This is a genomic window from Priestia sp. D51, from assembly GCF_053345675.1.
Genome location: NZ_JBLTIR010000004.1, coordinates 104,895 through 118,775 on the forward strand (window position 1 = coordinate 104,895; position 13,881 = coordinate 118,775).

A 13,881-nucleotide genomic window follows, 5' to 3' on the forward strand; every position below is an offset into this window, starting at 1 on the left:
TCTTTATTATATATAGCTTATTTTACACTTCGCCGAAAACATTATCTAAAATTTCTATTTTTGAGGTAGTGACTTTTGCAGAATTCTTTGTTTGCTCCACTAATTTAATAATGTCTTTATGGGCCTGCTTAGCACCTATTATTAATAAAGGAACACCTATTACATTAATCTTTAACCTTCTTGAAAACAAACCTCCTAGTGTCATAGATAAAGGTACGGTGGGAGATGTATTGGAAAAAAGTATTTTCGTTTGTAATTCTCCTTTTTTATTTAGCAAATTGGCTAACTCATACATAGCAGGAACTACTACTTTTGAAGACCCTCTCCCTAATGTATATACTTCATTTTTTTCTTCATCATATCCATGAAAAATTAACTTCCCCATATCCTTAGAAGTCAATTTATTAAAAACATCAATATTTAATATTTCTTTATCAGTTGGTTCTCTATTAGCAGGGAGCTTTTTCAGATGGTAAGCAGCTGCCAATGCTGATGAATGTGTGCCTCCGTAGCAGTTATAAATATAAATCATCTTGTCATCTCCTAAATAACTAACTCTCCTTTCATTATAATCAAAATTTCTCTGCTCCATTCTTAGATTTCCAGAAGAAATTCTGTTCTTTCCCTATTAAAACCTGTACAAAAAACATCCTGGAATACAATTGTTACACTCCATTCTTTGCTTCCCACAACTACTTCCCTCTTGGTTGAAGTTTAAAAAGATTCAAGAAATTCTTGGAAATAGAGACATTCAAACAGTAACATTAAAGGATCTATATACTTATATAACGAATAACATATAGGAAAAAGATTTAATGAATGGATGAAATTTGTCTCTGAAAGCTTCTAACATTGCACGTTTGTAGTTAATTCGTCTTCAATACTTTATATTATATACTCCCCCTTTCATAAATAAGAGCTTTCTCTTATATGAATATGTATAGATAAACTAAAGTTACAAAGGAGAGATATGATGTTGAATGAACAGCTCCCATTATCAACAGCAAATTTATCAGATGCAATGGAAGGTGCCAACCACTTAGACTTTTCTATTAAGCCCTTGCAGCGTCATTACAAACTATTTGGGCCGGCTCTTACCGTAGATACGCCTGCTGGCAATAATTACTCAGTGCTTGAAGCGATTCGACTAGCGGAGCCGGGAAGTGTGCTCGTTATTGATGGTAAAAGCTACTGTAACCGTGCCTTAGCAGGAGATTTCGTAGTAGCCATGGCGAAGCTTGTTGGAATAAGCGGTATTGTACTAGATGGGGTTATACGAGATCAAGAAGACATCGAAAAGCTCGATTTCCCCGTATTTTGTAAGGGATCTACCATTGCAGCAAGCAGTAAAAAAGAAAAAGGAAAGGTAAACGAGATCATTTCCTGCGGAGGCGTGAAGGTTCGTCCTGGCGATTTTATTGCAGGTGACGACGGTGGAGTCATTGTCATTCCTAAGGAGGAAGCCGAAGAAGTATTAGCAAAAGCACGGGAAAAATGGCAAAAAGATAAAGACAGAGAAAATGAAGTCTTAATTAGCAAAGAAACGGTATATACGTATTTAGATAACGCCCTAAAATAAAAGACCTCCGCTTGGAGGTCTTTTATTTGTCATATTGTAAAAATTCTAATCGATTTCCAAACGGGTCATGGACAAAAAAACGCTCTCTCCCTGCAATAGGCTCTTCTTCAGAAAGAACGCAGCCCGAATGTGCCAATTTACGTCTAAGCGTCTTGATATCTTCCACGACAAAAGCTGGATGCGCTTTTTTAGCAGGTATGTAGTCATCTTGAATACTGATATGCACTTCTTGAGTCCCACATTGAAACCATATGCCGCCTCTGTGCCTTAAATTTTCCGGCTTAAGAACAGTTTTCATTCCTAAAAGATTTTCATAAAAATTTCTTGCTTCTTGCTCGCATCCTTCTGGACCAAGAAGCTGAACATGATCAATTCCCAGAAACATCCACAAACCCCTTTCAAAAAACGTCTTCCTAAAAGTTATTAATCAATGACTCTAGGATTATGAATAACCTGCAGCTCTTTTACAGCTTGCTTCATTTCGCTTTTGCAAATTGGACAAGTTGGCTGATCTCCGCTTTTAAAGTTATCTCGAACCCAACAATTACACGTATCTGATGTACATTCCCAAACTTTTGTTTCTTCAATAACAGCCGGCTCTAAATTTTTACGATTATACATACACATCGTCTCCTTTAAACAGTACTTTTTAAGTGGATAATAAATGAAGATTAACTTAGCGTGTAAATGCGGTAAATGGTGCAAGATAAAGTGATACTATACATCCGTAAATCAATCTTTGAGGAATAATACGGCGTCTTGAAAGACTAAAATAAAAATGAAGTTATAACAAAGCAGATAGCAGTTGCTTTTCTTAAAACAACGGGATAGTCTGAAAAGAACAAAAATGAAGATCACAAAAATTATATATTTTACTATTATAACAGAGTTTATAATTTTTTACAAATCAGCTTCCATTTACTTGTTTTGCTTTTCATAAAAAAAAAGCGAGCAAATGATTAGGCTCGCTTTTGATTTCTTATCGAGTTTGTCCGTTTCCACTCATAATATATTTAATTGTCGTAAGTGCAGGAAGTCCCATTGGACCACGTGCATGAAGCTTTTGAGTTGAAATCCCAATTTCAGCTCCAAATCCTAAAGCTCCTCCGTCAGTAAAGCGCGTAGATGCATTATGATACAGTGCGGCTGCATCAACTAATGACATAAAGCGTGAAACGGCTTGTTCATCTTCTGAAATGATGGCTTCGGAGTGTTTTGTTCCATATGTTTCAATATGGTCAATCGCTTCATCCACACTTTCTACTACTTTCATCGCAATCGCTAAGCGCAAATACTCTTCAGCCCAGTCTTTTTCAGCCGCTGGTTTTGCTCCAGGAATTTCACCTACTGTCGCTTTGTCACCATATACTTCAATACTATGATCGTTGAATGTTTGAATCAATTCATCTTTATGAGAATCGAGCCAGTTTTTGTGCACAAGAACCGTTTCTGCTGCGTTACACACTGCTGGTCGATCTGTTTTTGCGTTAATCAAAATCGGAATGGCCTTCTTAACGTCAGCTTTTTCATCGATGTAAATATGACAGTTTCCGACTCCCGTTTCTAACACGGGAACGGTTGCGTTATTGACGACCGCTTGAATCAATGAAGCCCCTCCGCGTGGAATCAGCACGTCAATATGCTCTTTCATTGTAAATAATTCTTGCGTAGCCGCACGATCTGTACTTGAAATAAACTGTACCGCTTCTTTAGGAATTGGCGTTTCATCAAGAGCTTTATGAATAATGTCCACGATAGCTTGGTTAGATGAAATAGCTGAAGAGCCGCCTTTTAACACAATAGCATTTCCAGATTTCAACGCTAGCCCTGTTGCATCTACCGTTACGTTTGGACGTGCTTCATAAATCATTCCGATCACGCCAAGAGGCACCCGTACTTGCTTTACATCTAGACCGTTATCCAATGTCCAGCTTGATAAAATATCGCCTGTTGGATCATCTAGCTCAGCAACTTCACGAAGGCCGTTTGCAAATTCTTTTACACGTTCCGCTGAAAGAGCAAGGCGGTCCATAAGCGCTTCGTCAAAACCTTTTTCTTTCCCGTTTTTCAAGTCTACTTCATTTGCTTTTAAAATATACTCCGTGTTGCTTTCAAGTGTAGAAGCAATCGTTAACAGAGCATCGTTCTTTTGCTTTGTTGTTAGTAAACTTAATTGCTTAGCTGCTTTTTTTGCTAAAATAGCTTGTTCTTCTACTGAATACGTTTCGTTTGTTTGTAACACCAAATCACTCCTGGATTCGTTTTAGTTTTGTTTGATTTTAAAGTGTGAGGCATAAGAGGTAAATGCAATCATGCAAAGAAAAGGAAGGGCTCCTTTTCTTTACAGCATGTTTGCTTACAAACCGACCGGTACTGGAATTTCTAAGTGACACACTAGACCTTCGCTGTCAACAATCGGTTGATCAATTGGCTCATTCAGTGCAAGTTCATCAGATGAATAATTTGTCACGCCAAGAGCCAGCTCATTGTCATCTTTATCTAGAATACGTACAACTGCTCGTTCACTAAAGTGGCCTTTAATATATTTAACATGCTCGCGAAGTAAAGGCTCTTTATCTTCAATAATTGCACGTTTCGCGGCATCTTCGACTACTATTTCCCCTTCAGGACCAGAGTTAAACGCAATCCACTGCTTTTTCTGATTAAGGTTCGCAGAATCATCTTCAGATTCAAAATACGTTCCTGTTGCATCCCCGTCAACCGCTTGTGTTAAAATGTTTGGCACGCCAGCTCTTCCTAAAAATGCTGGAATTCCTGACGCCATAGCGATTTTGAACGCGTCAATTTTCGAGCGCATGCCGCCTGTTCCAACTGAACTTCCTGAATCTCCTGCAGATTCTTCGATGTCTTGCGTGATTTCCCCTACGTGAGGAACTAATTTTGCATTTGGATCCTGACGAGGGTCTGCGCTGTATAAGCCATCGATATCCGATAAAATAATAAGCAGGTCGGAATCCACTAGTCCAGCAACTTTAGCTGAAAGTGTATCATTGTCGCCAAATTTTAATCGATTGATGGTTACCGTGTCGTTTTCATTGACAATTGGTACGATACCACGTTCTAACAGCACATTAATTGTATTTCGTGCATTGTTGTAACGATTTTCGTCTGAAAAATCGTCTCTCGTAATTAAGATTTGAGAAGCAACGTATCCATGTGATAGAAACAGTTCTGAATAAGCCTCCATTAACAGTCCTTGACCAATTGAGGCAGCTGCTTGTTTTTCAGGTAAAGAGCTAGGTCGCTCTAAGCAGCCAAGCTTGCGGTATCCTGCAGCTACAGCTCCTGATGAAACCAATAGCACTTCATGACCGCTATCTTTTAAGTCTACGACTTGATCCACAAGGCGCTCGAGCTTCCGTCTGCTGATTTCACCGTGTGAACTTGTTAATGAACTACTTCCAATTTTAATTACAACCCGCTTCTTATTGTCGGGACTCATCAAATCACTCCTAGTGTGTTCTGTATGTTTTCTTGTTTATGATTATTTTTTTGTGGTGAGGAATTCACGAAGAAGGTAAGTGACGAATTAATTAGTACTTGCCACTTTTTGTAGTTGAGCACTCATTTCTTTTGAACGCTTTGATGCTCCTTTGACTGCTTGCATCATTGCTTCTCCGCCGCCGTGTTTAGCTAAGGCGTCTAAACCAGCTGCTGTTGTACCGTTTGGAGACGTCACATTTTCACGAAGCTCCGTTGGCGTTTCATCTCTTTCCATCATCATTCTTGCTGCACCGTAAATGGTTTGGGCGCCAATTTCACGTGCTAGCTCAGGATCAAGACCTTCTTCTTTAGCTGCTTTTTCGATATGCTCCATAAGGAAATAAAAATAAGCGGGTCCACTTCCGGCAATTCCTGTGAAAATGTCCATTTGAGGCTCATCAATCACGTACACTTTTCCGATTGCAGAAAGCAGCTCTTTTGCTGTTAGCACAGCATCCATTGCAACATATTGACCTGGAGATATAGCCGTTGCTGATTGCTGAATCATACTTGATGTATTCGGCATCACTCGAATGACCTGCTGTTCATCATGCAATAACTCTTCCATGTAAGAAGATGAAATCCCTGCAAGAACAGATAGGACAAGCTGGTCTTTGTTGATTTGAGGCTTTAATTCGTTTAATGCCTCTTCAGCGCCTTTTGGCTTCATCGCTAGAATAAAAACGTCAATGTCATCTGTTTTCAGCTCGCTGCGCTTTACTGCTTTGATACCATATCTATTTTCAAGTTCGTGCAGTCGCGCATCATTGCTGCGATTTGTTACGATAATATTTTCAGCAGGTAATTTCTTTGCATTGACCATACCAGAAATCATCGCTTCTGCCATTGATCCAGCACCTAAAAAAGCAACTTTTTGTTTTTTATCCATCAAATCTCCCCTGTCATTTGTTCGTATTTTTGTTCTCGTTTCTTTCAACGGTTCCTATAGTAACATGCTGAAAAAGAGTGTCAAGTTGAATTTAACCGTTTTTTTCCTCCTTGAGCGTATAACCTCATGCGTATGTAAGCGTAAACAAAACTTTTTCAAATATTTTTTTCTGCAAAAAAAAACGATTTTTTTTATAAAAATACGTTTATATAAGGAAAATCGGGGCATACTATATAGTTTGGACTTTAAAATTTTTTTGCGAAAAATAGAGGAATTTTGAAAACGTTATTTGAACAATATAATAGGTTTGCTAAAATGAACCTATGTACCAGCATCTTGGTTTTTTTTGAAAAATTTACTTTTGATGTAAACCACGCTGTGCTGTCGACATTAAAATAAACAAAACGACATACAATCTAGGAAGTGTCGAAACATTATTGGAGGTTCTATTATGAAGAACAACTCGTTTTCTACAGTTCCATCGTCTTCAGAAGGAATAGAAAAACAGGATTTACACGTTGTGGGAATTGGCGCTTCTGCCGGAGGGTTAGAAGCTATTGAGCAGTTTTTCGCTAATATGCCTTCACCAAATGGAATGGCGTTTATTATTGTACAGCACCTTTCCTCTAAATATAAAAGTTTTATGCCAGAACTTTTAGCAAAAAAAACAGGAATGAATATCAAACTGACACAAGACGGGATGACTTTACAAGAAGACACAATTTATTTAAATCCTCCCCATCATTATGTGACCGTTGTGGATCATACTCTTCGCCTTCGTCCTTATGAAGAAAATGATCAGGTAAAGTATCCGATTGACGCCTTTTTTCATTCTCTGGCCGCTGCAAAAAAACACCGGTGCACAGCCATTATTTTATCGGGAAAAGGAAATGATGGAACAGGAGGAGCAAAAACGATAAGAGAGTATGGCGGAACTGTACTTGTACAAGATGAAAGCACAGCAAAGTACAGAGATATGCCCCTAAGCGCTATTGATGCACACCTTGCTGATTATATTCTTTCTCCTGCTGATATGCCTGACCTTGTGCAAACGCATGTCAGCCAAACTGAATTTACATATAATGAAGAAACGCTGCAATACATTTATTCATTAATAAAGAAGAAAACAGGCATCGACTTCTCTATGTACAAAAAAAACACGGTGCTGCGACGACTTGAAAAAAGAATGGCTTTACTCGATCCGCCCTCTCAAACGATGGAAGAGTACCGGGACTATTTATGTAAGGAAGCCGAAGAAATCGTCGAACTGCAGCGAGACCTGCTGATTGGAGTGACGCAATTTCTTAGAGATAAAGAAGCATTCTCTATTATTGAAGAACAAGTCATCCCTCAATTAGTTGAAAGAAAGATTCATAGCCAAGAAGATGAAATCCGCATCTGGGTAGCAGGTTGTTCTACTGGTCAAGAAGCATATACATTAGCTATTTTGCTTCATGACTATTTATCAACAATCAACCGTTATTTCGATGTCCGAATCTTTGCTACGGACATCGATCGTCATGCAATCAAAAGAGCGAGTCAAGGCATTTATGAAGAAGCGGAAGTTCATTCCTTCTCAGTAGCTCAAATTAATGAATATTTTGAGCAAACAAAACACGGTGGTTATCAAGTTAAAAAAACAATCCGTAAAATGATTGTTTTTGCCCCGCATAATATAGGAAAAGACTCGCCTTTTGTAAACGTTGATTTAATCAGCTGTCGAAATATGATGATTTACTTCCAAGCTGAACTGCAGCAGCGCATTCTGTCTCTTTTTCATTTTTCTTTGACAGAAGAAGGCGTACTTTTTTTAGGCCCTAGTGAAACAACGGGAAATTTGTCTGATTTGTTCCGCCCTATCAACAGTAAGTGGAAAATATTTAAACGTTCGGGGCAGCCCAGCCGACAAATTACAGGAGCTTTTAATCTTTCAAAATCCAGCTTGCATGAAGGTGATTTTTCTAGCGTACCGCTGCCAAGTCAACTTTATAAGCCTCTTCCTTCGCTTAAATTGGATGAGATGTATCAGTCAATGATTGATCATTTTATGAGCCCTTGTCTTGTATTAAATGAATACAACGAAGTGATATTTTGTTCAAAAGAAGCGACTCAGCTTATTAACGTTCCTGTGGGGAAGATTAATTATACCATTTTCAAAATGGTTCCCGTTCACGTCTCTTTAGCCATTGGAGCAGCTATTAAACGCGTAAAAGAGCAAGGTATGAGCGTATGCTGTCAGCACATTGAATTTGTCATAAACAACGTGCAGCGCCGTTTTAATATTACTATATCTGCCCTTCCAACAAATCACTCTCTTTACTTACTTATGTTTGATGAACAGACAGATAGTGCCATTATTGATAAGGAAGAGCCCATGTTTCTTAATCAAACAAGCTCTATTAGTGAGCTTGTAGTAGATTTAGAGCAAGAGCTTCATTACACACAGCAGCATTTGCAAACGACGATTGAAGAGCTAGAAACAGCAAATGAGGAGCTAAAGTCCACGAACGAAGAACTGATTGCTTCCAACGAAGAGCTGCAGTCCACAAATGAGGAATTGCAGTCTGTTAATGAAGAGTTAATTAGTGTTAACAACCAGTACGAGCGAAAGATTGAAGAATTAACGGACTTAAACAACGATATTGATAATTTATTAATCAGTACAACTATTGCTACCATCTTTTTAGACGAGCAGCTGAATATTAAATTATTTACGCCGGAAACGAAAACAGTGATCAACGTTCTTCATCAAGATATCGGAAGACCTTTCTTTCATATTTCGCATAACTTTAGATATGACCATCTAATCGAGGACGCAATGCACGTTTTAAGAACAAATAACACCCTTCAAAAAGAAATTCAAAGCTACGATAACCAATGGTATAGCATGAAAATGATGCCTTATCGTACGAACGAAAATTTAATTAACGGTGTAGTTATTACGTTTATTAATATTACAGAAATTAAACGTTCAAATGAAGAATTGGCTATTACATCATTTGCAGTAGCTCACAGTCCTACGGGCATTTTTATTACCGATCATCAAGGTAAAATTAAGTACATTAATCAAAAATTCATGGAGCAAAAGCATGCGCCGCAAGAAGTATTTGGGCTGCACCTCTACGACTTGTATACAAAAAAGCTAGGCGTTAAAAGATTCCCTAAAATTTGGAATGAAGTATACAGAGGAGAAAAATGGAACGGAGAAATTTCCTACGTTCAAGAAGACGGGGAAACCGTTTGGGAACAGTTAGCCTTAATGCCTGTTAAAAATGATCAGGATGAAATCATCCATTACATTGGTTTAAGTGAAGACATTTCCCAGCGCAAACAGTCGGAAATGATGCTCAAAAATTCAGAGATGCTGTCAGCACTTGGACAGCTGGCTGCCGGCATTGCTCATGAAATACGAAATCCTCTTACATCATTAAAGGGCTTTTTACAGCTTATGATGCAAGAAGAAACGTATAAAAAAGAATATATGGACGTCATGATGTCCGAGTTTAACCGCTTAGAGCTGATTATTAGCGAACTGCTCATTCTAGCCAAACCCGAAGTCGTAAAATATGAAAATAAGCAGATAAATTTAATTCTTCAAGACGTATGTACACTGCTGCATACACAGGCCATTCTTAAAAACATTACTATTTCAACAGATTTTGAAGAAAAATTACCTGTTGTTCATTGTATTGAAAAAGATATGAAACAAGTATTTATCAACATGGTGAAAAATTCTATTGAAGCGATGGATGACCCCGGGTCTATTCTAGTGGTATCTAAATTTGATCCAGATACAAATCAAGTAGTCGTCCAAGTGATAGATGAAGGAAAAGGCATGCCGAAAGATCGATTAACACGAATTGGCGAGCCTTTCTATACAACAAAAGAAAAAGGAACAGGATTAGGATTGATGGTGAGTCATAAAATCATTAGTAATCATAAAGGAAGCATTTCGTATGATAGTGAAGAAGGCAAAGGAACAACGGTAGAAATCCGATTGCCGCTTTCTTAATGTACTTTGTTCTTCTGTCTTAAGCAGTCAAGCTCCTGATTAATTAAATCTTGAATGTCAAACAAATGTGTAGAGACCAATTCAATATACTCTCCTTTTCCTGCTTCAATTACGTCGGAGCGGATAATACTTAGGAGGTCTTGAATGGTTAGCACATTTGTTTTCATTTCTCGAAAATGACGCTGAAGATCAACTAGCTGCATTTTTTTCGCCGTTTCTACATCTGTTTCTCTGACCGAAAAACCTTGGTTCACTTGTGGTGAGTCTTGCATAAGTATAGAGCGAAACTGTTGAAGGGTTGATTGAACACTCATCATATGCTCATGAATAGGATAGCAGAAAACAGCATGCAGCGAATGGTACGCTTCAGGCTTAAAATAAAAATCAAAAAGAGCAACCGGGTTGGAAAACGTGCGCATATTTACTTCGATTTGCACTTCTTCCTTTCCCTGGAGTGCTCTTTTTACTTTTTCTTGGCTGTCTTCATCAACTAGATCTAAAAAGTTCTGAACAGGCGGGAAATTTTTCGTGACGCTTGGTGTAAATTCAATTATTTCGTTGTCTTTATTGAGTAAAAACATTGGAACCGGAATGTGTTGAATCGGCAAACTGATCATATTTCTTCCCCCATTACTAACATTTTATCTTGCGTCGAACTTTCTTTATTGTTGATTAGAAGCCAGTCTTTAAAAGCTTGAATATGATTAATGAATATAGTTTTTGAAGATCCTGAAGCCGATAAATCATGCGTGCTGAGAAGCCTGCTGCCCACTAATACAAGAGGACTTTGCGACATGCTTTCAATCTCAGCAATGTATTTTTGTAAATCAGGCAGCAAATGCACTTGTGAGACGGACAAACATACTACATCAGGATCCCATCTTTCAATGCTTTTTAGAGCGAACGGCAGCGGCAAGTTTGCTCCTAAGTTTTTAACTTCCCATCCGTGTTCGCTCATAAGTCCTGCAATCATTTTAATGCCTAAGTAATGCTCTTCTCCTTCAATACAAAAAAGAAGTGCTCGATTACGCTGAAGCAATTGATGCTGTGATAGCTGAAAGCGAGTTAACACATAGTCACAGGTTGCAGTAGCCAAATGCTCGTCCGCGACTGAAATTTTATTTTCTTGCCACCTTTTCCCTATCTCATACATCGCTTCTGTCAGAAACGTATATACGTCAGTTGAAGAATGGCCTTCTTCTATATATATAGCAATGAGCAGCCAGCTTTTTTGAACGTCTCCTTCTAGCAAACAATCAGCTAAAGCCGCTACACTACGAGAGTAAACGATAAGATCACGCCCTTTTCCTAAAGTTACAATAGATCTCTAGGCAAAACTTCTTTTTTGCAAGATGGACAACATGCGTAGACGCCTTTATTTTCATCATACTCTACGTTCATCGGCTGCTTGCATGCTCTACATACAGCATGTACGTAGTTTAAATATTTTTCCACTAATAAACGTGTTGCCCCACTTGTTTTCCCGCAATAATAGCAAATAAACCTTACTTTTCCTTTTTTTGTTATCTCTACTTCTCGCATATGCTGACAGGATTCACAGCGATCCCAGCTACGAAGGTAATTACTCAAAGAATATTGTGGTTTATTTGTTTCTATATACATTTTTGTTTCTTGATTTCTTGTTTTATCTTCTGTAAAATCAATTGACCGAATAAGCTGTTTAGCGCCTAGCTTTGACTCAATTCTAGCTGCCATAAACGCTTCATTTTTTCCGCCGTAAGGCATATTAATCCATATAGTGGATTCATCGATGATAAGCAGTGACATCGGAACAGCAGATGAAATGACATGAGCACCGTCAATTCGAACTTCTTTTGGTTCACGAGTAAGAACGGTCACTTCACCTTTAAATGAATGTAACATCTCCCGTATTTCTTGAGGAACAAGCGAAGCATAAGGAATACACAATAAAATCTGCTGCCGAGCTTGATATAAATCTTTTTTTAACTGACTGCTGTTCGATGGATGGTACCAAATCAATTTCCGATGCTGAATGACTTCTTTTAAAAATTGCTGAGGTTGGTATACTTTTTGATTTTCGTTAAAGTGGTTGACCAACTTCCAGAACGCTCGCTCCTTTGGTACACGCTGCTGGACAAACGACTCGTCTGAAAGCATCATAAATTTTCCTTTTGAACGCGTCACCGCTACATTTACCAATCGGTCGCTATTTTCATTTGTTAAAAGTAAACCTGGTTTTGACTGCGGCTTTGTATCGACCGTATCAAAAATCATGATATCTCGTTCCGCGCCTTGAAATTTGTGTACGGTTGCTGCGATTATATCGCTGGCTGGTTCAATATCTTGAAGAAATGCATTAATCAATTTAGCTTGAGACTTATAAGGAGTCACATAGCCAATAGTAGCCGAAGAAGCTTTGCGTGCCCGCAGTATCAAACTTACCGCCAAAACAGCTGTTATCACATTATAGCGTGAACCGGAAGCGACATCTCGCATAGCGGAAGAATGCAACTGACCAATGTTAAGCATAAGCGCTGCTTCATGAGCAAACGGCCGGCTGCTTGCTACTACTTCTCGACTTGTTGTGACAGATGGATGATCCCCTACTCGATTGCTGTAAATATAGCGATTTGTAAAAGCTGAGATATCTTTATGCATTCTTCTTTGCTTTTTCAACATAAAAAGATGCGGATGGATCTCACCGCTTTCTACTTGCTCTACAAGACCCGTCTGCTCAAATAAATCTCGCTGCAGCCACTTCTTCACTTCAGCATGAGAAGATTGAGATACCGGGGGAAGCTGTTTAAAATCGCCGCATACGACAATTCGTTTTCCTAACGTAGCTGCAAAAGCAATTTGCGGTGCATATGCCATGCTAATTTCGTCTACCACAACCATATCAAATTCACTTTGATAAAGTAATCGGTCAATAGCCGCTTTTGATAAAGTAGTGCCTACAATATACGCTTGATCAAAAACATTTTTCTCCGCTTCAATCCACTTGTTACGAAGGGCGTTTAGCTTTTTATTAACTTGCTGAAGCTGGTGAGCTCTATTGGGATACCTGCTTAAGTAAACTCGTTCTTCTTGCAAATCACGCATCTCCTGAGCTAAATCCGGATCATCTTCTCCAATGACTTCTTCTACTTTTATATTTTCTAAGCCGCTGCTTTTTGTTGCGCCGTATCGAATGAGTTTTCCTTTTTTCCAAGCTTCTTTCTTTTTTAACTGACGTGCAGTTTCTTGCAGCAAACCGTCCACCGCTGCATTACTGTGAGATAATAAAAGGACACGCTTTGATTTCCGGTAATAGCTTGCCGCGATTTTGGACAGCGTATATGTTTTCCCTGTTCCAGGAGGCCCCCAAATATAAGTAGTACGGTTATAACGCGCTCGCAGCAACACTTCATGAAGAGCGTTCTTAGACGTATACTCCTTATGACGAACAGGACTATCGCCTCTCATAAGACGTTTGATTCTTACTATTTTTTGCTTGTAGTCTTTTGCTTCCGTCAGTCTATCAATGAGCGCCTGCAATAATTCCCATGGTTCGTTATATATATCGAGTTCGTCTACTTCTTGTCCAATAAACGCATCTATTTTAAGGTACAAATCAAATCCTTCCGTTCCGATAACTTCTCCTTTACTTTCTTTATGCTGGTGGACAAGGCGTACCTGAGCTCCATCAAAAAGGTATAAATCGGCTGTGCGTTCAAACCGGTAAAGATACGCATCTCCCTGCTGCCCTAAGTACTCTCCTTTTCCTACCGTATACTTTTCTCCGCCGTGTTTCTTCATATAATTAATCTCAATTGAAAGTGCGCGCACCCATGCTTTTAAATATGAAGAGATAGAGCGTTTTTCCATAGATGTCTAACTCCCTTTTTATCCGTTCATTTCTAACTTGTCTATTCT

Annotated in this window: 11 protein-coding genes; 2 read left to right on the plus strand and 9 right to left on the minus strand. The window is 38.7% G+C overall.

Going from position 1 to position 13,881, the window contains the following annotated elements; all coding sequences use genetic code 11:
• Positions 1-22: 22 nt before the first annotated feature.
• A complete protein-coding gene (locus ACNHOZ_RS17265; RefSeq protein WP_043982658.1) occupies positions 23-532 on the minus strand; it encodes a DUF3189 family protein in 510 nt (169 codons plus the stop codon).
• Between the two features lie 441 nt (positions 533-973).
• On the opposite strand from ACNHOZ_RS17265, the gene ACNHOZ_RS17270 reads away from it, so the two are divergent.
• The gene (locus ACNHOZ_RS17270; protein WP_243494618.1) at positions 974-1,579 is read left to right on the plus strand and encodes an RraA family protein; all 606 of its coding nucleotides are present in this window, start codon (positions 974-976) and stop codon (positions 1,577-1,579) included.
• A gap of 22 nt (positions 1,580-1,601) precedes the next feature.
• Here the strand turns inward: ACNHOZ_RS17270 and ACNHOZ_RS17275 are convergent, their stop codons facing one another.
• The 5 genes from ACNHOZ_RS17275 to proC form a co-directional block, all read right to left on the minus strand.
• Positions 1,602-1,964: a VOC family protein gene (locus tag ACNHOZ_RS17275; protein WP_013056991.1), complete on the minus strand. Its 363-nt coding sequence runs from the start codon at positions 1,962-1,964 to the stop codon at positions 1,602-1,604.
• Positions 1,965-2,002: 38 nt separating this feature from the next.
• On the minus strand, positions 2,003-2,200 hold the full coding sequence (locus tag ACNHOZ_RS17280) for a cold-shock protein (RefSeq protein WP_013056990.1): 198 nt from the start codon (positions 2,198-2,200) through the stop codon (positions 2,003-2,005).
• A gap of 358 nt (positions 2,201-2,558) precedes the next feature.
• Positions 2,559-3,821, minus strand: coding sequence for a glutamate-5-semialdehyde dehydrogenase (locus ACNHOZ_RS17285; protein WP_168760751.1), 1,263 nt, complete (start codon positions 3,819-3,821; stop codon positions 2,559-2,561).
• A 114-nt stretch (positions 3,822-3,935) separates the two neighbouring features.
• On the minus strand, positions 3,936-5,042 hold the full coding sequence (gene proB / locus ACNHOZ_RS17290) for a glutamate 5-kinase (RefSeq protein ID WP_028413398.1): 1,107 nt from the start codon (positions 5,040-5,042) through the stop codon (positions 3,936-3,938).
• Positions 5,043-5,129: 87 nt separating this feature from the next.
• The gene (proC, locus tag ACNHOZ_RS17295) at positions 5,130-5,972 is read right to left on the minus strand and encodes a pyrroline-5-carboxylate reductase (protein ID WP_255900833.1); all 843 of its coding nucleotides are present in this window, start codon (positions 5,970-5,972) and stop codon (positions 5,130-5,132) included.
• Between the two features lie 451 nt (positions 5,973-6,423).
• Between proC and ACNHOZ_RS17300 the strand changes: the two genes are divergently transcribed.
• A complete protein-coding gene (locus ACNHOZ_RS17300) occupies positions 6,424-9,984 on the plus strand; it encodes a CheR family methyltransferase (RefSeq protein ID WP_255900831.1) in 3,561 nt (1,186 codons plus the stop codon).
• Here ACNHOZ_RS17300 and ACNHOZ_RS17305 read toward each other — a convergent pair.
• The 3 genes from ACNHOZ_RS17305 to ACNHOZ_RS17315 are packed head-to-tail and all read right to left on the minus strand — an operon-like array spanning position 9,981 to position 13,833.
• Positions 9,981-10,601, minus strand: coding sequence for a hypothetical protein (locus ACNHOZ_RS17305; RefSeq protein WP_255900830.1), 621 nt, complete (start codon positions 10,599-10,601; stop codon positions 9,981-9,983). The two genes, ACNHOZ_RS17300 and ACNHOZ_RS17305, sit on opposite strands and share 4 nt — an antisense overlap.
• Positions 10,598-11,305 carry a cobalamin B12-binding domain-containing protein gene (locus tag ACNHOZ_RS17310; protein WP_308012831.1) on the minus strand — a complete coding sequence of 236 codons (708 nt, stop codon included), beginning with the start codon at positions 11,303-11,305 and terminating at the stop codon, positions 10,598-10,600. Before ACNHOZ_RS17310 ends, ACNHOZ_RS17305 begins: the two co-directional genes overlap by 4 nt.
• Positions 11,299-13,833 carry an AAA domain-containing protein gene (locus tag ACNHOZ_RS17315; RefSeq protein ID WP_033578940.1) on the minus strand — a complete coding sequence of 845 codons (2,535 nt, stop codon included), beginning with the start codon at positions 13,831-13,833 and terminating at the stop codon, positions 11,299-11,301. The genes ACNHOZ_RS17310 and ACNHOZ_RS17315 overlap by 7 nt, the downstream gene beginning before the upstream one ends.
• Between the last annotated feature and the right edge of the window lie 48 nt (positions 13,834-13,881).

What these genes read in the sequence shown, in the direction of transcription:
- ACNHOZ_RS17265 (WP_043982658.1), bottom strand. Translation starts at nt 532, where the DNA reads ATGATTTATATTTATAACTGCTACGGAGGCACACATTCATCAGCATTG.
- ACNHOZ_RS17270 (WP_243494618.1), top strand. Translation starts at nt 974, where the DNA reads ATGTTGAATGAACAGCTCCCATTATCAACAGCAAATTTATCAGATGCA.
- ACNHOZ_RS17275 (WP_013056991.1), bottom strand. Translation starts at nt 1,964, where the DNA reads ATGTTTCTGGGAATTGATCATGTTCAGCTTCTTGGTCCAGAAGGATGC.
- ACNHOZ_RS17280 (WP_013056990.1), bottom strand. Translation starts at nt 2,200, where the DNA reads ATGTATAATCGTAAAAATTTAGAGCCGGCTGTTATTGAAGAAACAAAA.
- proB (WP_028413398.1), bottom strand. Translation starts at nt 5,042, where the DNA reads ATGAGTCCCGACAATAAGAAGCGGGTTGTAATTAAAATTGGAAGTAGT.
- proC (WP_255900833.1), bottom strand. Translation starts at nt 5,972, where the DNA reads ATGGATAAAAAACAAAAAGTTGCTTTTTTAGGTGCTGGATCAATGGCA.
- ACNHOZ_RS17300 (WP_255900831.1), top strand. Translation starts at nt 6,424, where the DNA reads ATGAAGAACAACTCGTTTTCTACAGTTCCATCGTCTTCAGAAGGAATA.
- ACNHOZ_RS17305 (WP_255900830.1), bottom strand. Translation starts at nt 10,601, where the DNA reads ATGATCAGTTTGCCGATTCAACACATTCCGGTTCCAATGTTTTTACTC.
- ACNHOZ_RS17315 (WP_033578940.1), bottom strand. Translation starts at nt 13,833, where the DNA reads ATGGAAAAACGCTCTATCTCTTCATATTTAAAAGCATGGGTGCGCGCA.